The sequence below is a fragment of the Saccharothrix sp. CCNWYY140 genome (genome assembly GCF_037401995.1).
In the GTDB taxonomy this organism is placed as follows: Bacteria; Actinomycetota; Actinomycetes; order Mycobacteriales; family Pseudonocardiaceae; genus Actinosynnema.
Window position 1 is genome coordinate 1 of sequence record NZ_JBBEGC010000077.1, and the last position, 20,655, is coordinate 20,655.

At 72.5% G+C, this 20,655-nt stretch carries 20 protein-coding genes; 18 read left to right on the forward strand and 2 right to left on the reverse strand.

Annotation, left to right across the window (positions count from 1 at the left end):
• Positions 1–211 precede the first annotated feature (211 nt).
• Positions 212–661, forward strand: a complete 450-nt coding sequence (locus WBN91_RS27235) for a nuclear transport factor 2 family protein (RefSeq protein WP_337722322.1) — start codon at positions 212–214, stop codon at positions 659–661.
• Positions 662–728: 67 nt separating this feature from the next.
• Here the strand turns inward: WBN91_RS27235 and WBN91_RS27240 are convergent, their stop codons facing one another.
• Positions 729–1,115 carry a hypothetical protein gene (locus tag WBN91_RS27240; protein ID WP_337722321.1) on the reverse strand — a complete coding sequence of 129 codons (387 nt, stop codon included), beginning with the start codon at positions 1,113–1,115 and terminating at the stop codon, positions 729–731.
• 114 nt (positions 1,116–1,229) lie between these two features.
• Here WBN91_RS27240 and WBN91_RS27245 point away from each other — a divergent pair, with 114 nt between their 5' ends.
• The 7 genes from WBN91_RS27245 (at position 1,230) to WBN91_RS27275 (ending at position 7,702) form a co-directional block, all read left to right on the forward strand.
• A complete protein-coding gene (locus tag WBN91_RS27245; protein ID WP_337722320.1) occupies positions 1,230–3,008 on the forward strand; it encodes a hypothetical protein in 1,779 nt (592 codons plus the stop codon).
• Positions 3,009–3,064: 56 nt separating this feature from the next.
• The gene (locus tag WBN91_RS27250) at positions 3,065–3,676 is read left to right on the forward strand and encodes a TetR/AcrR family transcriptional regulator (RefSeq protein WP_337722319.1); all 612 of its coding nucleotides are present in this window, start codon (positions 3,065–3,067) and stop codon (positions 3,674–3,676) included.
• Positions 3,673–5,331, forward strand: a complete 1,659-nt coding sequence (locus WBN91_RS27255) for an FAD-binding dehydrogenase (protein WP_337722318.1) — start codon at positions 3,673–3,675, stop codon at positions 5,329–5,331. Before WBN91_RS27250 ends, WBN91_RS27255 begins: the two co-directional genes overlap by 4 nt.
• 36 nt (positions 5,332–5,367) lie before the next feature.
• Entirely contained in the window at positions 5,368–6,180 is an 813-nt protein-coding gene (locus WBN91_RS27260) for an alpha/beta fold hydrolase (protein ID WP_337722317.1), read from the forward strand.
• A gap of 105 nt (positions 6,181–6,285) precedes the next feature.
• On the forward strand, positions 6,286–6,537 hold the full coding sequence (locus WBN91_RS27265) for a hypothetical protein (protein ID WP_337722316.1): 252 nt from the start codon (positions 6,286–6,288) through the stop codon (positions 6,535–6,537).
• A complete protein-coding gene (locus tag WBN91_RS27270) occupies positions 6,534–7,103 on the forward strand; it encodes an RNA polymerase sigma factor (RefSeq protein WP_337722315.1) in 570 nt (189 codons plus the stop codon). Before WBN91_RS27265 ends, WBN91_RS27270 begins: the two co-directional genes overlap by 4 nt.
• Before the next feature lie 2 nt (positions 7,104–7,105).
• Entirely contained in the window at positions 7,106–7,702 is a 597-nt protein-coding gene (locus tag WBN91_RS27275) for a hypothetical protein (protein ID WP_337722314.1), read from the forward strand.
• Positions 7,703–7,785: 83 nt separating this feature from the next.
• Here WBN91_RS27275 and WBN91_RS27280 read toward each other — a convergent pair whose 3' ends face one another.
• Positions 7,786–9,051: an MFS transporter gene (locus WBN91_RS27280; protein WP_337722313.1), complete on the reverse strand. Its 1,266-nt coding sequence runs from the start codon at positions 9,049–9,051 to the stop codon at positions 7,786–7,788.
• A 116-nt stretch (positions 9,052–9,167) separates the two neighbouring features.
• On the opposite strand from WBN91_RS27280, the gene WBN91_RS27285 reads away from it, so the two are divergent.
• The 10 genes from WBN91_RS27285 to WBN91_RS27330 all read left to right on the forward strand — a co-directional run bounded on the left by WBN91_RS27285 (position 9,168) and on the right by WBN91_RS27330 (position 20,636).
• Positions 9,168–9,734, forward strand: a complete 567-nt coding sequence (locus tag WBN91_RS27285) for a CGNR zinc finger domain-containing protein (RefSeq protein ID WP_337722312.1) — start codon at positions 9,168–9,170, stop codon at positions 9,732–9,734.
• A 137-nt stretch (positions 9,735–9,871) separates the two neighbouring features.
• Positions 9,872–10,105, forward strand: coding sequence for an acyl carrier protein (locus WBN91_RS27290; protein ID WP_337722311.1), 234 nt, complete (start codon positions 9,872–9,874; stop codon positions 10,103–10,105).
• Positions 10,105–13,305, forward strand: a complete 3,201-nt coding sequence (locus tag WBN91_RS27295; protein WP_337722310.1) for a non-ribosomal peptide synthetase — start codon at positions 10,105–10,107, stop codon at positions 13,303–13,305. Before WBN91_RS27290 ends, WBN91_RS27295 begins: the two co-directional genes overlap by 1 nt.
• A complete protein-coding gene (locus WBN91_RS27300; protein ID WP_337722309.1) occupies positions 13,302–14,021 on the forward strand; it encodes an alpha/beta fold hydrolase in 720 nt (239 codons plus the stop codon). Before WBN91_RS27295 ends, WBN91_RS27300 begins: the two co-directional genes overlap by 4 nt.
• Positions 14,018–15,268, forward strand: coding sequence for a glutamate-5-semialdehyde dehydrogenase (locus WBN91_RS27305; protein ID WP_337722308.1), 1,251 nt, complete (start codon positions 14,018–14,020; stop codon positions 15,266–15,268). The genes WBN91_RS27300 and WBN91_RS27305 overlap by 4 nt, the downstream gene beginning before the upstream one ends.
• Positions 15,265–15,546, forward strand: a complete 282-nt coding sequence (locus tag WBN91_RS27310) for a phosphopantetheine-binding protein (protein ID WP_337722307.1) — start codon at positions 15,265–15,267, stop codon at positions 15,544–15,546. Before WBN91_RS27305 ends, WBN91_RS27310 begins: the two co-directional genes overlap by 4 nt.
• The gene (locus WBN91_RS27315) at positions 15,543–16,838 is read left to right on the forward strand and encodes a TrpB-like pyridoxal phosphate-dependent enzyme (RefSeq protein ID WP_337722306.1); all 1,296 of its coding nucleotides are present in this window, start codon (positions 15,543–15,545) and stop codon (positions 16,836–16,838) included. Before WBN91_RS27310 ends, WBN91_RS27315 begins: the two co-directional genes overlap by 4 nt.
• Positions 16,838–17,980 carry a hypothetical protein gene (locus WBN91_RS27320; RefSeq protein WP_337722305.1) on the forward strand — a complete coding sequence of 381 codons (1,143 nt, stop codon included), beginning with the start codon at positions 16,838–16,840 and terminating at the stop codon, positions 17,978–17,980. Before WBN91_RS27315 ends, WBN91_RS27320 begins: the two co-directional genes overlap by 1 nt.
• A complete protein-coding gene (locus tag WBN91_RS27325) occupies positions 17,977–19,440 on the forward strand; it encodes a class I adenylate-forming enzyme family protein (protein WP_337722304.1) in 1,464 nt (487 codons plus the stop codon). Before WBN91_RS27320 ends, WBN91_RS27325 begins: the two co-directional genes overlap by 4 nt.
• Positions 19,440–20,636 carry a type III PLP-dependent enzyme gene (locus WBN91_RS27330; protein ID WP_337722303.1) on the forward strand — a complete coding sequence of 399 codons (1,197 nt, stop codon included), beginning with the start codon at positions 19,440–19,442 and terminating at the stop codon, positions 20,634–20,636. The genes WBN91_RS27325 and WBN91_RS27330 overlap by 1 nt, the downstream gene beginning before the upstream one ends.
• Positions 20,637–20,655: the final 19 nt, after the last annotated feature.

Genomic DNA, 20,655 nt, shown 5'->3' on the forward strand with positions numbered 1-20,655 from the left:
CCTTCGGGCGGGCCATACGGTGGGGGAACCGAGGCCCTCCACTTGTAGGTGACACCTACCGCGCGCTCCGCGCGCGAGGGCCGCGCTGCGCGCGGGAAGAGCTGGGCTGGCGCGCGGGAAGAGCTGGGCTTGGTGGGGGTGTTGCCTTGGTGATGATCTTCCGGAGATCCTCTGGCTGACCGTTGAGTTCTGTTCGCAGAGGGAGAACCGGGTGAGCGACAGGGACGAGATCGTCGAGGTCTGCACGCGGATGGCGGTGCACGCGGATCGGCGGGAGTGGGATCGGTTGGGGGAGGTCTTTGCGCCTTCCGTGACGCTCGACTACACCAGTCTCAACGGGGGTGAGCCTGCGACGCTTGCGCCGGCGGACATCGTTGGTGCGTGGTCTGGGTTTCTGGGGGCGTTCGATGCCACGCAACACCTCGTGGCCAACCACCTGGTGGCCGTGACGGGTGACAGTGCTGTGTGCACGGCGTCGTTCCAGGCCACGCATGTGCTGGCCAACCGGTTTGGGTCGCCCTTGTGGACGTTGGGCGGGAACTACGAGTTCCGGCTGGTGCGGCTTGAGGGTGTGTGGCGGATTGCGGGGGTCGTGATGACCGTCGTGTGGGCGGACGGCAACAAGGATTTGCTTGCGCTTGCGGCGGGTGGCGGGTCGTAAGTCCTCAGTGGGTGGTGTGGCCGGGGAGGGTGGCTGTCTTGATGGCCGCCCTCCTTGGTTTTTGGGCTCAGCCCTTCAAGGCCTCGCGTACTCGGGTGATGACTGCGTGTTCGCCCTCGCCCACGTGGCCGTCGGCGGTGGCGACCTCTTGGCAGATGGTCAGGACGGCCGTCGGGAAGGTGGGGGCGTCCTGGGGGGACTTTGTGGTGAGGATGTGGATCGACTGGCGGAGGGCCGTGAGGACGCCGGCTTCCACGTCGGCGACGGTGCCCTCCGGGAGTTCGGGGTGGTCTGCCGCCAGGACCTCGCGCAGGGACGGGGAGAAGGCGCTCAGGGCTCGGATGCCGGCGTGGCTTTCCTGGTCCAGGGCGCCTGGTTCGGCAGTGGAGACCAGGACCATCGCGCCGAACACCGCCGTGCGCAGGGTTCGGGCCTCGGAGTCGGTGTAGATCACCCGGTCAGCCTAAGGGCGGGGCTTCGGTGGTTGGTGTGATTTGAGGTAACTGCTACTTCTGGTTACAGGTATTTGGTACGGTGTCGCGGTCCGGCGTTACGGCGGGAGGCGACGATGCACGTCCTGGCACACGAGGCACCACCGGCGGGTGGGGCGGAGTTTTCGCAGGTCCTGATTGCGGCGGCGATGTCTGCGCTGGTGTTCGTGCCGGTAGTGGTGTTCGTGGCGCGGGAGCGGGCGGGGCGGGGGACGGTGCTGGGGAGGCTGGCGGATCGGGTTGCCGGTCGGACCGGGTTGCCGCGGTGGGCTGGGTTGCCGATGGGGTTGGCCGGGCTGTCGGGGGGTGCGGCGCTGGTTGGCGTGTATTGGGACGTGCCCATCCACATGGAGTTGGGGCGGGATGAAGGGCCGTTGGCCAACCCGTCGCACTTCCCGATCTACTTCGGGCTGATGGGGATTCTTGCCAGTGGTGTGGTGAGTGCGGCGTTGGCCAGGGATCCGTTGCCGGTGCGGACCTTGCGGCTGACCAAGGACTGGCGGGTGCCGCTGGGCAGTGTGCAGATGATCGCGACCGGGCTCGTCGGGGTGGCGGGGTTTCCGCTGGACGACGTGTGGCACCGGTTGTTCGGGCAGGACGTGACCGAGTGGGGGCCCACGCACATCCTCATGATCGGCGGCGGGGTCGGGGTTGTGATCGGGCTGCAACTGTTGCTGGCCGAGGCGCGGCAGGTTGGGGCGCGTGGTCGGCTGGTGCGGGTGCTTGGGCCGGTGTTGGCGGGTGCGTGGTTGATGGGGGCCTCGGCGTTCCTGATGGAGTTCGACCTGGGTGTGCCGCAGTTCCCGATGCTGGCGCAGGTGGTGCTGGTCGGGCTGGTCGGTGCGTGGACGTTGACCGTGGGGCGGTTGTCGTGGGGGCCGGGCGGGACGTTGATCGTGCTCGGGGTGCTGTTGGGGAGCCGGGTGTTGTTCTCGGTGATCCCGGCGTTGGCTGACCTGCATGTGGCGGTGCCGCTGCCGTACGTGGCCGAGGCCGTGGTGGTCGAGGCGGCGGCGTTGTTCGTGACTCGGTGGCGGTTTGCGCTGGTTGCCGGGGTGGGTGCGGGCACGGTGGGGATGTTGGGTGAGGCGGCGTTGTCGCGGTTCCTGATGCCCAATCCTTGGCCGTCGCAGCAGCTGGCGTGGTTCGTGGTTTACGGCACGGCGGCGGCTGTCGCGGGGGCGTTGATCGGGGTGTGGCAGCACGAGCGGCTGGAGGAGGTGGCCGAGCGGGCGGAGAGTGGCGGGACTCGGCACCTGCCTGGGGTGGTGGGCGCGTTGGCTGCGGTGGGATTGATGGCGGCGGTCGCGGTGCCGCAGGATCCGCCACCCTTGTCCGGGACCGTTCGGCTCACCGAGGCCGCCGCCGGGTTCGAGGTGTCCAATCCCAACAGCGACGCCACGCCGCGGTGGGTGCACGCCACCGTGACTCTGGAGCGGCCGGTCGAGGACGCGGTGTGGCTCAACGGGTTCGCCTGGCAGGGCGGTGACTTCGCGACCACGCCGCTGGAACGCGTCGGCGACGGCGTCTACCGGACCGCCCAGGCGTTGCCGATCTACGGGCAGTGGAAGTCCGGTGTCCGCCTGCACACCCCCGACGGGGTGATGGCGATCCTGCCGCTCTACGCACCGGCCGACCCGGCGGCGAACGCGGCGGCCATCGAGGCGCGTGACGGGGCGCGGGCGTTCATGGCGGAGATCGACTTCCTCCAGCGGGAGCGCAAGAGCGACACCCCGGCGGTGTTGTGGGCGGTCGCGTACGTGGTCGTCGGGTTGATCTTCGCGGGCATGTGGGTGCTGTTCGCCTGGCTGTACGCGGGCGCGGCGCGGGTGCGGGGGCTGCACCGGGCCGTCTGACCTCTGTTGATACGCCGCCGTATCGGATACGGTGCCGTATCGAGAGTGAGGTCCGCATGCCCCCCACCCGCCGCCGGGTCGAGACGCTGCGCCGCCTGCACGAGGCCGCGCTGGCGGTGTTCGCCGCCGAGGGCTTCGGGCGGGCCAGCGTCGAGCAGGTGTGCGAGCGGGCCGGGTTCACCCGGGGCGCGTTCTACTCCAACTTCGCCTCCCTGGACGAGCTGTTCCTGGCCATGTGGGCGGACCGGTCGCAGGCGCTGCTGGAGGACCTGCGGCGCGCGCTGGAGGCGGCCGACACCGCTCAGGTGACCACCGCGCGGGACGTCGTGGAACTGGTCGACGCGGCGGTGGGCCTGGACGACGTCTGGTACCGCGTGACCGCCGAGTTCACCGCGCACGCCCTGCGCACACCGGGGCTGCGCGAGGTGGTCGCCGCGCGGGAGGACGCGATCGCCGGCACCCTCACCCCGGTCCTGGTGTCGTTCCTGCGGCGGGTCGGGCGCGCGGTCCCCGACCCGCGGGCGCTGGCGCTCGCGCTGGTCGCCGTGCACGACGGGACCACCGTGCAGTGCCTGGTCGAGCCGGACGACCCCGCGGCGCGGCGCCGCCGGCTGGACCTGTTCGAAGCAGTCGTGCTCGCCTACACCACCCCCGGAGGGGACGCATGAACCCGGACGTCATCGTCGTCGGATCCGGACTGGCCGGCCTGGTCGCCACGCACGAGCTGGCCAAGGCGGGCAAGAAGGTCCTGGTGCTGGACCAGGAGAACCGCGCCAACCTCGGCGGGCAGGCCTTCTGGTCGCTGGGCGGGCTGTTCCTGGTCGACTCGCCCGAGCAGCGCAGGCTCGGCATCAAGGACAGCTACGAGCTGGCCATCCAGGACTGGCTGGGCAGCGCCGCGTTCGACCGGGAGCGCGAGGACCACTGGCCGCGCCGCTGGGCGCAGGCCTACGTCGAGTGGGCCGCCGGCGGCAAGCGCCAGTACCTGCACGACCTGGGGTTGCGGGTGCTGCCGCTGGTCGGGTGGGCCGAGCGCGGCGACGGCAAGGCGGACGGGCACGGCAACTCGGTGCCCCGCTTCCACCTGACCTGGGGCACCGGCCCCGAGGTGGTGCGGGTGTTCGCCGAACCCGTGCTGGGCGCGGAGCAGCGCGGGCTGGTGGAGTTCGGGTTCCGGCACCGGGTGGACGAGCTGGTCGTCGAGGACGGCGCCGTGGTCGGCGTGCGCGGGGCGGTGCTGGAGCCCTGCGACGGGTTGGAGCGCGGCAAGGCGTCCCCCCGGGAGGTCGTGGGCGAGTTCGAGCACCGGGCGGCGGCCGTGGTCGTGGCCTCGGGCGGGGTGGGGCACAACCACGAGCTGATCCGCCGGTACTGGCCGACCGAGCGGTTGGGCAAGTGCCCGGAGACGCTGATCTCCGGCGTGCCCGCGCACGTGGACGGCCGGATGCTGGCCATCAGCGAGACGGCGGGCGCGAGCGTGGTCAACCGCGACCGGATGTGGAACTACACCGAGGGCATCGTCAACTGGGACCCGATCTGGCCCGACCACGCCATCCGCATCCTGGCCGGCCCGTCGTCGCTGTGGTTCGACGCGACCGGTCGTCGGTTGGCCGCGCCGAACTACCCGAGCTTCGACACCAACGGGTCGATGAAGGCGATCCTGGCCGGCGGGCACGACTACTCGTGGCTGGTGCTGACGCAGACCATCATCGAGAAGGAGTTCGCGCTGTCGGGGTCGGAGCAGAACCCCGACATCACGTCGAAGGACGTCAAGCTGGCGCTGCGCAGCCGGTTGGCCAAGGGCGCGCCGGGGCCGGTGGAGGCGTTCAAGCAGCACGGGGTGGACTTCGTGGTGGCGTCCACGCTGCGCGAGCTGGTGGACGGGATGAACAAGATCGCCCGTGGGCCTGCGGTGGACTACGACCTGCTGGAGAAGCAGATCGTGGCGCGGGACCGGGAACTGGGCAACAAGTACGGCAAGGACCTGCAACTGGCGGCCGTCGAGCACGCGCGGCGGTACGTGGGCGACCGGATCACGCGCGTGGCCAAGCCGCACCGCATCCTGGACCCGGCCCACGGCCCGCTGATCGCCGTGCGGCTGAACATCCTGACCCGCAAGACGCTGGGCGGGTTGGAGACGAACCTGGACTCGCAGGTGGTCCGGCCGGACGGGTCGGTGCTGCCGGGGTTGTACGCGGCCGGCGAGGTCGCCGGGTTCGGCGGGGGCGGGGTGCACGGGTACAACGCTTTGGAGGGCACGTTCCTGGGCGGGTGCGTGTTCTCCGGCCGCGCGGCGGGGTTGGCACTGGCCCGCTCGCTGTGAGGCCGGGTCTTTCGCTGTGAAGCCGGGTCTTTCGTGGTGAGGCGGGTCGCGGGGACGTTCGCGTCGGTCGGCGGTCGGCGGGTGCACGTGCGGGTGGACGGCCCGGCCGACGGTCCGCCTGTGGTGCTGCTGCACGGTTTCGGCGGGTCGCTGCACTGGTTCGACCGCCTGGTGCCGCTGCTGGTCGGGTGCCGGGTGGTGCGGGTGGACCTGCTGGGCCACGGTGCGACCGGCGGCCGGGCCGCCGACGCCGACGAGCAGGCGCGGGTGGTGGCTGGGGTCTTGGCGCGGCTCGGTTTGTCGGAGGTGACCGCGGTCGGGCACTCCTTCGGCGCGGACGTGGCGTTATCCCTGGCGGAGACCTGCGGGCGCGTGGCGCGGGTGGTGGTCGTGGCGCAGGCGCCGGACTACTCCGACGCCACCTTCCCACGCGGCGGCCTGCTGATGACGGTGCCCGTGGTGGGAGCGTTGCTGCACCGGCTCGCGCCTGCCTTCGCGGTCCGGGCGGTGGCGGCGCACGCGGTCGCGCCGGGGTTCCGGGTGGGGTCGGCGCTGGCTCGGCAGGCTCTGGAGGACCACCGGGCGCTGGACGCCGGGATGTTCCCGATCGTGCTGGTGCGTCGGCGGGAGCGCTTGGCGGCTCGGCCGCTGGACGTGCGGGTGCGCGAGCTGGGGTTGCCGGTGCTGGTGGTGCTGGGTGGCCGGGACCGGTTCTACGGGGCACGGTCGGCCCGCCGGTACGCGGCGGCGGGGGCGCGGGTGGAGACGATCGCCGAGGCGGGCCACTCCCCCGTGGTCGAGACACCCGGCCGGACCGCGGCGCTGATCCGCGCCTTCACCACCGAGTGACTTCGGGCAACGCACCGGCAGGCACTGGGTCCGACCGACCATGCTGGACGAATCCTCGCCGAACTCCGACATACCGATCGAGAGTGTCCAACAGGAAGGAACTCGATGATCGAGTCGGTGGAGACCGCTCCCCCCAGCGGTCTGGCGACCGGTGTCACCCGCTTGCGCCAACTGCCCGGGGTGATCGTCCAGGTCCACGGGCAGGTGGCGCTCGCGGAGCAGCGACACCGCACGATGTCGACGGTGGCCGCCACGCTGGCGGGTAGTGGTCAGGTCGCCCACGCGGAGGTCACCGAGCGCGACGGCAGCCGATGGACGATCACCATCGGCGCGGTTCCGGCCCACGCTCAGCGGTGACCGACGAGGAAGACGCGAAGCGAGGTCCGGCGCCCACGCGTCGGGCCTTCTTCGGCGAGCACGCCGACCGGGTGAGGCGGGTGATCCGCAACCGGATCGACAACCCGGCAGCGGTCGACGACATCGCTCAGGAGACCTGGACAGCCTTCCTCCGCAATTTCGAGGCCAACATCAATGCGCGCGAGCCGGTCGCCGTGTTGATCAAAATCGCGACTCGCCGCGTGGCCGATTGGCACCGGAGCAAGTTCTCCCGCGAGATGCTCTCCGGTGCGGACGAAGTCCAAGATCGCCTGGACCGGCAGCTTCGCGATCGGCTTGTCGGCCAGGGCGAGCACGAGGTGGTCCTCCGGCTCGACGTCGAGCGTCTCCTGTCGAGGCTCGACGACCGGCAGCGGCAGGCTCTTCACCTGCGCTACCTCGACGACCTCGACCCACGCACAGCCGCAGTCGTGATGGGGGTGTCGAGGTCGAGCTTCTACAAGATCCACGACGAGGCACTTCGACAGCTGCGCGATTCGCCTCTGCTCGCCCCCTACCGCCGCGCCACTGTTCAGAAGGAGGGCTAGCCGTGAGCGACGACCACGAGATCCGACTCGAAGCCATCGAGGCCCTTCTCCGCGCGACCCCGGACGGTGCGGCAAGCAGCACCGAAGTGCAGCTCGACGCCGAGTTCGACGCTGTCATGGCTCGCCTCGACGACGTCGACCCCGAACAGGCCGCGGAACTGGACGCCCTCGCGGCACGCGCCCGGCAAGGTGTCGCTCTCGCGGCTCAGCGCGAGAACTCACCCGCCGGACGTCCGACGCCGTCGGCTTTCCCGCCTTCCTTCGGGCGTGGGACACGGCGTCGTGGTCCCCGCCGACCGATCCCGGCACAGTCCCGACCGAGGGTCGGTGTTCGCGTTCTCCAGCGGGCGGAAACAACGGCCAGTCTCGTGAAGCTCGTGGGCGATGTGACATACGCGGTGAGATGGGGCCTGTTCCTGGTGGGGAGCGTGGTGGCGGCAGTGATCATCGCCGACACGTCACTTGCGTACATTCTGCTGGCGACGCTCGCGGCCCTTCCCGGACCGACTGTGGCCCTTTGGGCACCGCGCCGGCACAGGGATGAAGAGGGCGCGAGCGAACAACCCGTCTGGAGAGCAGGTAGAAGGAGGCGCCGATAAGGGCGCCGGCAGGGTTGGGTGAGTGCCGTTCCCGGTCGCGTGCGCCAGCGGTCGCGACCGGGAACGGCGGGGGGCGCGGGCGGTTACTCCTTGGGGGGTTCGATGGCCGCCAGCGACTTCGTGGTGAAGGTGTGCAGGAAGGGGACGATGAGCAGGGCCACGGCGATCGCGAAGACCGCGAAGGCCGTCTTCATGCCGAACCACTCCGCCAGCAGCCCCGCCAGGCCCGCGCCCAGGGGGATCGCGCCCCAGCTGAACAGGCGGGCGGCGGCGTTGTAGCGGCCCATCATCTCGCTGGCCACGATGCCCTGGCTCAACGTCCGCGAGTTGACCGTCCACAAGGTGCCGCCGAGGCCGCCTACGAACGCCGACGCGGCGACCAACCACACGGACGGGAACAGCACGGGCACCATGACCATCGCGAACGTCCCGATGAGGTCGGCCAGCATGACCCACCGCCGGCCCAGCAGGCGGTTGAGGGTGGTGGTGACGACGGCGCCGATGGCGCCGCCCACGCCCATCGCGCTGATGAGCACGCCGTAGCCCTTGGCGTCCAGGCCCATCTCGCTGGTGGCGTACAGCGGCATCAGGCCGAACCACGCGCCCCAGCACGCGCACAGCACGGTCAGCACCAACGCCATCATGCGCAGCATCCGCTGGTGCCACAGGAACTTCAGGCCCTCGGCGATCTGCCGGTTGACCGACTCGCGGGGCCGGTCGGCGGCGCGCGCCACCTTGAACGTGCCGACCAGGAGCAGCAGGACCACGATCCCGACCAGGTAGCCCGCCACGGATGTGCCGAACGCCAGGGTCGCGCTCGCGGCCACCAGGAGGCCGCCCACCAGGGGGCCGGCGAACTCGTTGCACACCGTCTCCGCGCCGGCGACCCACGAGTTGGCGCGTTCGCGGTGCGCGGGGCGGACGGCGTCGGGGACCAGGGCGGCGGCGGAGGTCAGGGCCACCACCTCGGCCACGCCCAGGGCCAGGCCACCGGCGTACAGGACGGGCAGGGACACGGTGTCGTTCACCACCGTCCACAGGACGCCGGACACTACGACGACCCGGACCAGGTTCGCCGCCCACAGCAGCTTGCGGCGGTCCACGCGGTCGACCAGGACGCCCACGTGCAGCGCGGCGAGCAGCCACGGCAGCCACAGGGTCAGCGCCACGCCGGAGATCTGCGCGGGTGAGCTGGTGATGGTGGTCGCCACCAGCGGGAAGGCGATCTTGGTGATGCCGTCGGTCAGGTTCGTGACCGCGGTGAAGCCCACCAGGACGGCGGTGTTGCGGCGGCTGGGGTCGGCCGCCGCGTCGGGCGTCGCGTCGACGGCCCTGGTCTGCTCGGCCATGTGTCGGCTCCAGGGGGTTAACCGGCTACCGGGTTTGCTGGACAGTACGCCGGCGGCGGCGGATGCTGTAGGGGGTGGGCGACGGCAACCACCCCAATGGCGTAGGGAGGTGGCTGGTGATCGAGGCGTCTCCCGAGGCCGAACTGGTGGCCGCGTTCGCGAACACGGTGGACCTGGAGGACGAGACCGACGTGCTGGCCTCCGCGCCCGAGGCGGCGGCGTGGCTGCTGGCGCGCGGCCTGGTGGACCGGCCGGTGGCGTTGACCCGCGAGGAGCACCGGATGCTGCTGGACCTGCGGGCCGGCGTCCGGGACGCGCTGGGCAGCGACGGGCCGTCCTCCCCGCACGTGCTGGCCGTGGCCAACGCCGTGCTGCGCGACCTTCCGGTGCTGGTGTTCCTGTCCGCCGACCCGGACCCGCAGGGTCCCCCGCCCCGGCACGGCCTGCGCCCGGACCCGGCGCTGCCCGCCGCGCGCAAGGCGATGGGCGTGCTGGCCATCGCCTGGTCGGAGCTCGCGGTGACCGGGCAGGCGCAGCGGCTCAAGAGGTGCGCGGACGAGACGTGCGGCTGGGTGTTCTGGGACGTCTCGCGCAACCACTCCCGGCGCTGGTGCACCATGCGGGTGTGCGGCAACCGGGCGAAGGCCCGTTCCTACTCGGCGCGCAAGCGGGCCACCCGCTGACCCCCATCGGGGAACCGAAGCACACATCGACCGCGAATCGCGGGCACATCGGCCGCACATCGGCACTGTGAACCATCGCTCCCGGATGGTGTGACCGGCCCCACGCCGGCGCACGGACGGACGATCTGGGGAGCATCGTGACGACCGCACCAGTGGATCTCGACGCGGCCATCGCCAAGCACGCGACCGCGGCCTACGACGACTCGACCCCGCTGCTCGACGCCGGTCTGGAATCGCTGTCGCTGCTGCGCCTGGCGGTGGAGGTGGCGGGCGACGACGACACCGAGATCGACGCCACCCGCATGGTCGACCTGCGCACGATCGGCGACCTCAAGGCGTGGCTGGCCGAGATGGCCGGGACGGGCGCGTGATGACGGCCGACACCGCGACCGGCGACACGGGGACCACGGACACCAAGGCGGCCGGCACCGGGATCGGGACCGCGTTGTCGCTGACCGAGTCGCAGAAGGGCCTGCTGGTCGTGGACGGCTGGGTCACCACGGCCCAGATCTACAACCAGCTCATGCACGTCGAGCTGGACCCCTCGCTGGAGCCGGACACCGTGCTGGACGCGCTGACCGTGCTGGTGGCGGTGCAGCCGGCGTTGCGGCAGGTGTTCCTGGCCCTGCCCGAGATGCACGCCCGCCTCACCCCGCCGCCCACGCGCGACACCCTGCCGGTCAAGCGGGTGGACGTGCCAGCCCCGGGTTACGCCGCCGCGTGCGCCGCGGTGGCGGCCGAGCTGGGTGGCGAGCCGTTCGACCTGCACACCGGCCCGGCCTACCGGTTCGGGTACGTGCGGGCCACCGACGGCTCCGCGGCGGCGGTCGTCCTGTGCGCGCACCACGTGGTCGGCGACGGCGTGTCGATGGGGCCGCTGGTGCGTGACCTCGAAGCCGCGCTGGCCGGCAAGCTCACCACGGAACTGGTGGCCGCCCGGGAGACCGCGTTCGCCCGCGAGCTCAACGCCCAGAACCGCACCGCCTCCGCCCAGTCCACAGTGGACGCGGCGAGGGCGTGGGCGGAACGGCTGCGGGACGTGCCGCCGCTGGTGCTCGGCCCGCGCCCGGACCGCCCGCACGAGACCGACTTCACCGGCGCGCGGGTGTCGTGGCTGCTGTCCGAGCAGGACAACGAGCTGCTGCGGCAGACCTGCAAACGCCTGTCGGTCACGCCGTTCGTGCTGTTCACCGCCGTGTACGGGGCGGTGCTGGCCCGGCACGGCGGGGTGACCAGCGTCCTGGTGGGCAGCCCGTTCACCGCCCGCCGGACGGTCGGCTCCTACGACCTGTGCGGCTTCTTCGTCAACACCCTCCCGGTCCGGGTGGACGTGGACTGGTCGCGCCCGGTGGACGAGCACGTCGCCGACGTCGTGCGCACGGCCGTGGACCACTGCCGTGCCAACGTCGGCGTGACGTTCAACCAGCTCGTGGCGCTGCTGCGGCAGGACCGCACCAGCAACCGCAACCCGCTGTTCTCGGCGATGCTGGCCATGCAGGACACCTTCGAGGGCACACCCGGCAGCACCATCCTGGACGTCCGCGAACCCGGCAACGACACCGCCAAGTTCGACCTGTGGCTGGGCGCGACCCCGCGCGAGGGCGGCTGGCTGCTGGAACTGGAGTACGACCGGCAGCTCATCGCGCCCGCCGTGGCGGACGGCCTCCTGGACTCCCTGCGCACGGCGCTGCGCCGGGCGGTGGCCGACGGCAGCCGCCCGGTCGCGGACCTGTTCACCGACTCGTCGTGGGTGGACTCCCTGCGCACCGACGGCTACCCCGGCCGGGTGCCCGCGACGACCCTGGTGGACTGGGTCCGCGACACCGCCCGCCGCACCCCCGACTCCCCCGCCATCGAGGAACCCGACGCCGGCCTCACCTACGCCGAGCTGGTGTCGAACGCCGAACACCTCGCGGCCGAGCTGGTCGGCCGGGGCGTGCGACCGCACGACGTGGTCGGCTTGGCGGCGGACACGCTGTGCGACACCACGACGGCCATGTTCGCCATCCTGATGTGCGGCGCGACCTTCCTGCCCCTGGACCCGAGCCTGCCCGCCGACCGCCTGAAGTACATGGCGGACAAGGCGAAGTGCCGGCTGGTGGTCGGGCGCGGGGTGGACCTGCCCGAGGTCGAGCTGATCCCCGCCACACCGCGCGCGACCGACACCACGGCAACGACCGGCGGCCCGGCGGCGACGAGCGGCGAGTTGCCGGGTGGGGTGGCGGAGGCCGCGCCCTACCTGATGTTCACCTCCGGGTCGAGCGGCCTGCCCAAGGGCGTGCTCATGGGTCACGGGCCGCTGCTCAACCTCACCGCCTGGCAGATCGGGTTCCTCGACCAGGACCCCGGCACCCGCTTCCTCCAGTACGCCCCGCTCGGCTTCGACGTCTCCTTCCAGGAGATCGTCCCCACCCTCGCGTCCGGCGGCACGGTGGTCGGGCGCGGCGGCGTGGACCGCAGGGACTTCCCCGCCCTCGTCAAGCACATCGCCGCCACCGAGGTCACGCACATCTACCTGCCGGTCGCGGCCCTCCGCCCATATGTGCAAGCCGCGCAAGACGCTCGCACAAAATTCCCCCGCCTTCGATACGTCTGCGTCTCGGGCGAACAACTCATGGTCAACGACGAGATCCGCAAGTTCTTCGTCGAACACCCGCACTGCACCCTGGTCAACCTCTACGGCCCGACCGAGACGCACGCCGTCACCACCCACCGCCTGACCGCCGCCCAGGAATCCTGGCCCGCGCACGTCCCGATCGGCCTGCCGCTGCACGGCGTCACCGCCTACGTGGTCGACCAGACCGGCCACCTGGCGCCGACCGGCGTCCCGGGTGACCTGCACCTGGGCGGCTTGTGCCCGGCCGAGGGCTACCTGAACGACCCGGAGAAGACCGAGAAGGGTTTCCTGCCCGACCGGTTCTCCGGCGAGGGCCGCATGTACCGCACGGGCGACCTGGTCGTGCGCGACGAGCACGGCGTGCTGGTGTTCCTCGGGCGCGGCGACACCCAGGTCAAGATCCGCGGCTACCGGGTCGAACTGGGCGAGATCGACACCGTGGCCAACGGGGTCGAGGGCGTGCGGCAGGCGGTCACGGTCGCGGTGGGCGAGGGCGCGGACCGGGAGCTGGTGTTGTTCCTGGTCGGCGCGGCCGACCACCGGCAGGTCCGGGACCGGCTGGCCGCCGCGCTGCCGTCCTACATGGTGCCGACGCGCATCCACGACCTGGACAAGGTCCCCACCTCGGGCACGGGCAAGACCGATCACGCGGCCCTCGCCGCCCTGGCGGCGACGCTCCAGAGGACCACCGAGAGCACGGGTCCGGTCGAGTACGCCGACGACCTCGAACGGGACCTGGCCGCGCTGTGGTGCGAGGTGCTCGACGTCGAGGAGGTCGAGCCGGGCCGGTCGCTGCTGGAGTACGGGGCCCACTCGCTCAACGTGTTCACCGCGCTGGCCCGGGTCGAGGAGGACCACGGGGTAGCGGTGCCGGTGGCGGACTTCTTCCGCGTGCCGACGGTGTCCGCGCTGGCCGCGCTGGTGCGGCAGTTGCGCGAAGAGGACGGGCGGTGAGCGCCGGGACGCTACCCGGCCGGCTGGTCCCGTTCGTGCGCCGCAAGGACCGGCCGGTGTGCGTGATGGTGCCGGGCGCGGGCGGCGGGCTGGGGCCGTACCTGCGGCTGGCGTCGTACCTGGGCGAGACCCACAACGTCTACGCGGTGCGCTCGACCGGGTTGCTGCCCGGCGAGGAGCCGGAGGAGAGCATCCCGGGCATGGCCGCGACCGTGCTGGCCGCGCTGGACGACGCCGGGATCGCGCCGGAGCTGGTGTTCGGCTGGTCGCAGGGCGGGGTGGTGGCGTGGGAGGTGTGCGCGGACCTCGCGGCGCGCGGCGTGACGCCGGACCTGGTCGTGGTGGACAGCTCGCCGGAGCCGTGGCCGTCCACTGTGGAGCGTGACGGGGCGATCCGGGACGTGATCGTGTCCCAGTTGGGCGCGCGGCCCGCGCAGGACACCGTGGACCGGTTGGTGCGCACGTTCGAGGCGCACGTCCGCGCGTTGTCCGCGCACCGGGTGGAGCGCCCCTACGACGGGCGTGTGCTGTTGCTGCTGTGCGCCGACGAGGGTGTGCCGCCGGAGGAGGCCGCGCGGTGGCACGAGCTGGCCCGGCGGATCGAGCGCGGGACGTTGCGCGCGAGCCACTTCGAGGTCTTCGACCCCGAGCACCTGCCCGAGCTGACCGCCGCGGTCGGCGCGTTCCTCGGGCGCGAGGAGGAGGTTGCGCGATGACCGTGGACGAGATCCTGAGCGCCGCGACCGCCGCGCGTGACGACGCTCCCCCGCCGGGCGACGACCGGTACGCCGCGTACTGCGACGAGCTGGCGGTGCGGCTGGGCAAGCACTGGGACGCGGTGCTGGAGGCCAACGCCACCGACGTGGCGCGGGGTGTGGCCAAGGACCTGCCGGTGTCGCTGGTGGACCGGCTGCGGCTGACCGAGGACCACCTGGGCGTGCTGGTGGGGCTGGCCGAGCGGGTCAAGTCGTGGCTGCCGGCGGTGACCGCCGAAGGGCCGCCGATCACCGGGGAGCTCGGCTTCACCGCGCGCAAAGTGCCCAAGCCGCTGGGGACCGTCCTGATGATCTACGAGGCTCGGCCGACGGTCACCGTGGAGGGCGCGTTGCTGCCGGTGGCGGTCGGGAACGTGGCGATCCTGCGCGGCGGTGGGGAGATCGCGGCCACGAACACCGCTCTCCAAGCGGTGATCGGTGAGGCCTTGGTGGCGGCCGGGCTGCCGAACATGGCGCACGTGCTGGCCGAGACCGACCGGCGCATGGTCCGCGAGCTGCTCACCCGCTACGACGCCATCGACGCGTTGATCCCGCGCGGCAGCCCGTCGCTGATCGACCACTGCCGCACCACCTCCGCCATCCCGGTGATCGCCAGCGGCGGCGGCGTCAACCACCTGTACGTGGACCGCAGCGCGGACCTGGACCTGGTGGTGGACATCGCGCTGGACGCCAAGCTGACCGAGCCGACCGCGTGCAACAGCCTGGAGATGGTGCTGGCGCACGACGAGGTGGCCGACGAGCTGGTGCGGCGGTTCACCGCCCGGTCCGACGCGTTCGCGCTGCGGCTGGACCCGCGGCTGTCGGCGGACGATCCGCGGGTGATCCCGCTGACCGGGCACGACGACGGCCGCGAGTTCCTGGACCGGTCGTTCGGGCTGCGCCCGGTGCCGGACCTGGACGCCGCGCTCGCGCACATCCGGCGGCACGGCTCGCGGCACACCGAGGGCGTGGCGGCGACCGATCCCACTGTGGTGCGCAAGTTCCTGCGCGGGGCCGACGCCGCCGCGCTGGTGGTCAACGGGTCCATGCGGCTGCACGACGGCCCGACGATGGGCCTGGGCCCGGAGCTGTCGATCAGCACGGGCCGGTTGCACGTGCGCGGGCCGGTGGGCCTGTCCGCGCTGCTCACGCACAGCTGGGCGATCGAGGGCGCGGGTGCCGTCCGGGGAACGGGAGGAGCGCGGTGACGACGACGCACAGCAGGCGCGACGAGGTGACCTTGGCGGTGAAGCGGCTGGTGATCCGGGAGTCCCGGCTGTCGCTGACGCCCGCCGACATCGCCGACGACGAGCCGCTCAACGGCGCGGTGCTGCGGATCAACTCCCTGGGGTTTCTGGGGATGCTGGTGCGGTTGGAGGACGAGCTGGACGTGGTGCTGCCCGACGACCTGTTCACCGGCAAGGTGTTCACCGTCGTGTCGGACCTGGTGGACGTGGTGCTGCGGGCCGTGGAGGAGCACCGGTGACCGCCGCGTGGCGCAGCGTGCTGCCGCACCTCGGCTACGACCTGCCGCCGGACCTCACGCCGGAGCGGACCGGGGGCCCGGTGAGCACCGGGTTGCCGCTGGAGTTGGTGCGGCAGAGCATTTCGCTGCGGGAGTGGTGGGACATCCCGGAGGAAGTGCTGGCGCAGTACCGCAAGTACCGGCCCACTCCCCTGTGGCGTGCGCACGCGTTCGAGAAGGAAGTCGACGCCCGCGTGCCGGTGTACGTGAAGTACGAGGGCGGCAACATCTCGGGCAGCCACAAGCTCAACACCGCGCTGGCGCAGGCGTTCTACTACAAGCGGGCCGGGGTCACCGAGGTGGTGACGGGTACCGGTGCGGGCCAGTGGGGCACGGCGCTGGCTGCCGCGTGCGCCGCGTTCGGGTTGCGCTGCACGGTGTTCATGGTCGGCGGCAGCCTGCGCGACAAGCCCTACCGGGGCAGTCTGATGCGGCTGCTGGGCGCGACCGTGCACGCGAGCCCGAGCGGGCTGACGTCGTTGACCGAAGGCGGGAACTCGCTGGCGTTGGCGATCGGCGAGGCCGTGGAGTACGCGCGCGGCGGCGAAGGTAGGGCGTTCTGCATCGGCAGCGGCGAGAACTACAGCATCCTGCACCAATCGGTGATCGGGCTGGAGGCCGCCGACCAACTCCACGCCCTGGGCGCCGAGGTGGACATTGTGGTCGGCAGCGTCGGCGCGGGCTCGAACTTCGGCGGTGTCGCGCTGCCCTTCCACGCCCGGCACCGCGCGGGCGAGGCGGACGCGGTGCGGCTGCTGGCGGTGGAGTCGTCGGCGACCCCCAAGCTGACCCGGGGCGTCTACGCCTACGACCACACGGACGCGACCGGGTCCGGGCCGATGGAGGCGATGTACTCGATCGGCAGTTCCTTCCCCATCCCGGCGTCGCACTCGGCGGGCCTGCGGTTCCACGGCGCGGCCAAGCTGCTGTCGGCCATGCGCCACCACGGGTCGGTGGACGCGGTGGCCGTGGGCCAGCGGGAGGCGTTGGACGCGGGCCGCCGGTTCGCGGTGTCGGAACTGGTGGTGCCCGCGCCGGAATCCGGGCACGCGCTGGCCGGCGCGGCGCGGGCCGCGCGGGAGTCGAAGCGCGGGGTGCTGGTGTGCGTGAGCGGGCACGGCCTGCTCGACCTGTCCGCCTACGACCAACTGCTGGCCGGCCGGGTGCGCGACCTGGCCGCCGACGACAGTGCGCTGGCCGCCGCCACCGCCGGCCTGCGCCTGGTGGAAGCCGATCTCACGGGGGTGAAGTGATGGTCGTGACCGTGCCGGACGAGGTCGCGGACCGGACGTGGTCGCCGGTGCTGGACGGCCTGCACGCGGCGGAGCTGGACTGCTTGCAGGCCAACCTGGCCGCCGTCGCCGACCGCCACCACGGCGGGGGCGCGCACGTGGCGCTGGGCGCCGCGCCGAGGTTGCGCCCGGCGTTCCCGCCGGACGGGCCGCCGTCGCTGGACGTGCCGGTGGAGACGCGCCTGGCCGAGGCGTCCCGGCTGCTGGGCCTGTCCGTGGCGGTCCGGGAGGACGGGCTGGACGGCCCGGCGCTGCGCCGGCTGGCCGCCGTCTCGGGACCGCTGTACGTGGTGGGCGACGCGCACACCATGCCGTGGGTGCCGTACTTCGGGCAGAAGCACATGGAGCACAGCTTCCTGCTGACCGAGTCGGGCGTGGTCGTGGACGCCTACCACAACGACACGCCGTGGGGGTCCGCGCGGCCGGGCGTGTGGCGGGTGGCCGATCTCGACGCGGCGGTGCCGAAGTCGTCGGCGTTCGTGCTGTCCGCCGGTCCGCTGCCACCGTCCGATGTGGACCGTGAGCTGGTGGCGACCGCGCGCGCGGCCGGCGGCGAGCTGGTGGACCGGTACGTGGCCGCCGTGCGGGAGCACAGCGACCGGCCCGCCGGGTGGGACGCCCTGGTGCTGGACGTGTGGCTGTTGGCCCGGACCCGGGCGCTGCACGCGCGGTGGCTGGCCGCGTCGGGCGTGGACGACGGTGGCCGGGCGGCCGAGGGCGCTCGGGCGTGGCTGACGTTGGCGTCCCAGACCTACGTGGCCATGCGGCGGGCGCAGCGCGGCGGCGGGATGCCGTCCGCGCTGGTGGACCGCGTGCACGAACTGCTGTTGGCCGACGCCGCCCTGGACGCGGAGCTGGCGGCCGAGGCCGTGCGGTCGACGGTGGTCGGGGCGCTGGCGTCGGTGCTGGACGTGGAGTCGTCGGTGGTGGCCGGGCCGCTGCGGGAGCTGCCGAAGTTCAACTCGTTCCGGCTGGTGGACGTGATCGAGCGGGTCGAGTCGGCGCTGGAGGTGGAGCTGGACCCGGACGACCTGGCCACCAGCGACCTGCGGGACGTGGACGCGCTCACCGGGCTGTTCCGGAGGGCGGTGGACCGGCCGTGACGCTGCTGCACCACCTGCTGGACCGGGCCGTCGCCGACCACCCGGACGCGCCGGCGTTGTCCCACGGGACCGAGACGGTGACCTTCGCCGAACTGGACCTCGCCGCGCGGCGGGCGGCCGGGTTGCTGGCCGGGCTCGGGGTGCGGCGGGGTGACCGGGTCGTGGTGTGCGTGCCGGGCGACACCGCCGTGCCCGCGCTGCTGTTCGCGTGCGCCCGGTCCGGGGCGGTGTTCAGCGTGGTGCACGAGCGGACGCCGGTCGCGGCGCTGGTGCACGTGCTGGAGGACTGCGAACCGGCCGTGCTGGTCACCGACGACCCGGCCGCGCAGGTCGCCGCCGTGCAGCGCGGGGTCAAAACGGTGACCCTGGCGGAGGTCCGGTCGGCTCCGGACGCTTCGGCGGTTGATGCGCCGGTGCTGGCCGTGGACCCGGTGTGCTTGATCTACACCTCCGGCAGCACCGGGCGGCCCAAGGCCGTGGTGTCCACGCACGCCCAGGTGGTGTTCGCGGCCACGGCGATCCAGTCGGTGTTGGGGTACCGGGCGGACGACGTGGTGTTCTGCGCGTTGCCGTTGTCCTTCGACTACGGGCTCTACCAGGTTTTCCTCGGGCTGTTGTCGGGCGCGTGCGTGCGGTTGGCGACCGCGGAGGACGCCGGGCCGCGACTGCTGCGGGAGTTGGTGGCGCACCGCGCGACCGTGCTCCCGGCCGTGCCGGCGATGGCGAAGGGCCTGGCACGCCTGCTGTCCCGGCCTGGTCACCAGCCGCCGCCGTTGCGGCTGGTGACCAACACGGGCGCGGCGATGCCGGAGGAACCGTTGCGGCAGTTGCGTTCCTTCGTACCGGGGCTGCGGGTGCAGCTGATGTTCGGGCTGACCGAGTGCAAGCGGGCCACGATCATGCCGCCGGACGAGGACCTGCGCCGGCCGGGTGCGTGCGGGCGGGCGCTGCCGGGCACCGAGGTGTTCACCGTGGGCGAGGACGGCCGGCGGCTGCCGCCCGGCGAGGTCGGCGAGATCGTGGTGCGCGGCCCGAACGTGATGGCCGGGTACTGGCGGCGGCCGGAGCTGACCGCGCAGCGGTTCCGGCTGGTGGAGGGCCTGTTCCCGCAGCTGCACACCGGTGACTACGGGCACCTGGACCAGGACGGCTACCTGTACTTCTCCGGTCGCCGCGACGACCTCTACAAGGAGCGCGGCTTCCGGGTCAGCGCGACCGAGGTGGAGGCCGCCGCGCACCGGGTCGCGGGCGTGCGGTCGGCGGCCGTGCTGCCGCCCGGGGACGGCCGGGAGGGCGCGGTGCTGTTCGTGGCCGGCGAGGTCGCTCCCGAGCGGGTGTTGATCGGGTTGCGGGCGGAGCTGGAGGAGTTCAAGGTCCCCGGCCGGTGTGTGCTGGTCGAGGACATCCCGTTGACGCGCAACGGGAAGATCGACCGGCGGGCGCTGGCGGAGGGCCTGTGATGCGGACTCCGGCGTACGTCTACGACCTGGACGAGGTGGACCGCTCGGTGGCGTTGCTGCGGGCCGCGCTGCCGTCGCCGAGCCGGCTGTACTACTCGCTCAAGGCCAACCCGCACCCGTCGGTGGTCGCGGCGCTGCGGGCGGCCGGGTGCCACGCCGAGGTGTGCTCGACCGGTGAGCTGGACGTGGCCCTGGCAGCGGGTTTCGCGCCCTCGGAGGTGCTCTACACCGGGCCAGGCAAGCGGGACGCCGAGGTCGCCGACGCGCTGGGGCGCGGGGTGCGGTGGTTCTCGGTGGACTCGCCGCACGCCATCGACCAGCTCGACCGGCTCTCCCCCGGCGACGCGCGGTTCCTGCTGCGGGTCAACGACAGCGCCCCCGTTCCCGGGCAGGGGTTGACGATGACCGGGGTGGCGTCGCAGTTCGGCGCGGACGCGGAGTGGGTGCTGGCCCGGCCGGAACTGTTCGGCGCGCGGGACGCGGCCACGCCCGCCGGGTTCCACCTCTACATGGGCACCAACCTGACCGACGAGGACGCCCTGGTCGCCCAGTTCACGCAGGCCGCCACGACCGCCCGCAAGCTCGCCGACGCGTGCGGGTGGGAGGTCGAGGTGCTGGACCTGGGCGGCGGGTTCGGCGCGCCCTTCGCCCGCGCCGGGGCGCTGCCGGTGTTCGGCGGGCTGTCCGGGCGGGTGGCCGACCTGCTGGACTCGGCGTTCCCGGGCTGGCGGGACGGGCGGCCCGCGGTGGCGTTCGAGTCCGGCCGCTACCTGGTGGCCACGGCGGGCCGGCTGCTGACCCGCGTGCTGGACGCCAAGGTCTCGCACGGCACGCCCGTGCTGGTGCTGGAGTCCGGGATCAACCACCTGGGCGGCATGTCCGGGCTGCGGCGGCTGCCGCCGATGGTGCCGACCCTGCTCAGCCTGGAGGGCCGGGAGCGGCTGACCGGCGCGATCGTCGCCGGGCCGCTGTGCACGCCGCTGGACACCTGGGGCCGGGGCGTGGACGTCGTGGACGCACGGCCCGGTGACGTGCTGGCCGTGCCGAACGTCGGCGCCTACGGCCTGTACGCGAGCCTCGTGGCGTTCCTGGGGCACCCGCCGCCCCTGGAGGTGACCGTCCGAAGTGGACGGGTCTTGGACGTCTCCGCCCTGGCGCTGCGCCGGGAGCAGCCCACCGATCACGACTGGGAGTGATGGACAAGTGGATCCCCGC

Excerpts from the sequence above, each read along its gene's own strand:
- WBN91_RS27245 (WP_337722320.1), top strand. The coding sequence starts at position 1,230 with ATGCACGTCCTGGCACACGAGGCACCACCGGCGGGTGGGGCGGAGTTT.
- WBN91_RS27250 (WP_337722319.1), top strand. The coding sequence starts at position 3,065 with ATGCCCCCCACCCGCCGCCGGGTCGAGACGCTGCGCCGCCTGCACGAG.
- WBN91_RS27330 (WP_337722303.1), top strand. The coding sequence starts at position 19,440 with ATGCGGACTCCGGCGTACGTCTACGACCTGGACGAGGTGGACCGCTCG.
- WBN91_RS27295 (WP_337722310.1), top strand. The coding sequence starts at position 10,105 with ATGACGGCCGACACCGCGACCGGCGACACGGGGACCACGGACACCAAG.
- WBN91_RS27255 (WP_337722318.1), top strand. The coding sequence starts at position 3,673 with ATGAACCCGGACGTCATCGTCGTCGGATCCGGACTGGCCGGCCTGGTC.
- WBN91_RS27305 (WP_337722308.1), top strand. The coding sequence starts at position 14,018 with ATGACCGTGGACGAGATCCTGAGCGCCGCGACCGCCGCGCGTGACGAC.
- WBN91_RS27265 (WP_337722316.1), top strand. The coding sequence starts at position 6,286 with ATGATCGAGTCGGTGGAGACCGCTCCCCCCAGCGGTCTGGCGACCGGT.
- WBN91_RS27320 (WP_337722305.1), top strand. The coding sequence starts at position 16,838 with ATGGTCGTGACCGTGCCGGACGAGGTCGCGGACCGGACGTGGTCGCCG.
- WBN91_RS27280 (WP_337722313.1), bottom strand. The coding sequence starts at position 9,051 with ATGGCCGAGCAGACCAGGGCCGTCGACGCGACGCCCGACGCGGCGGCC.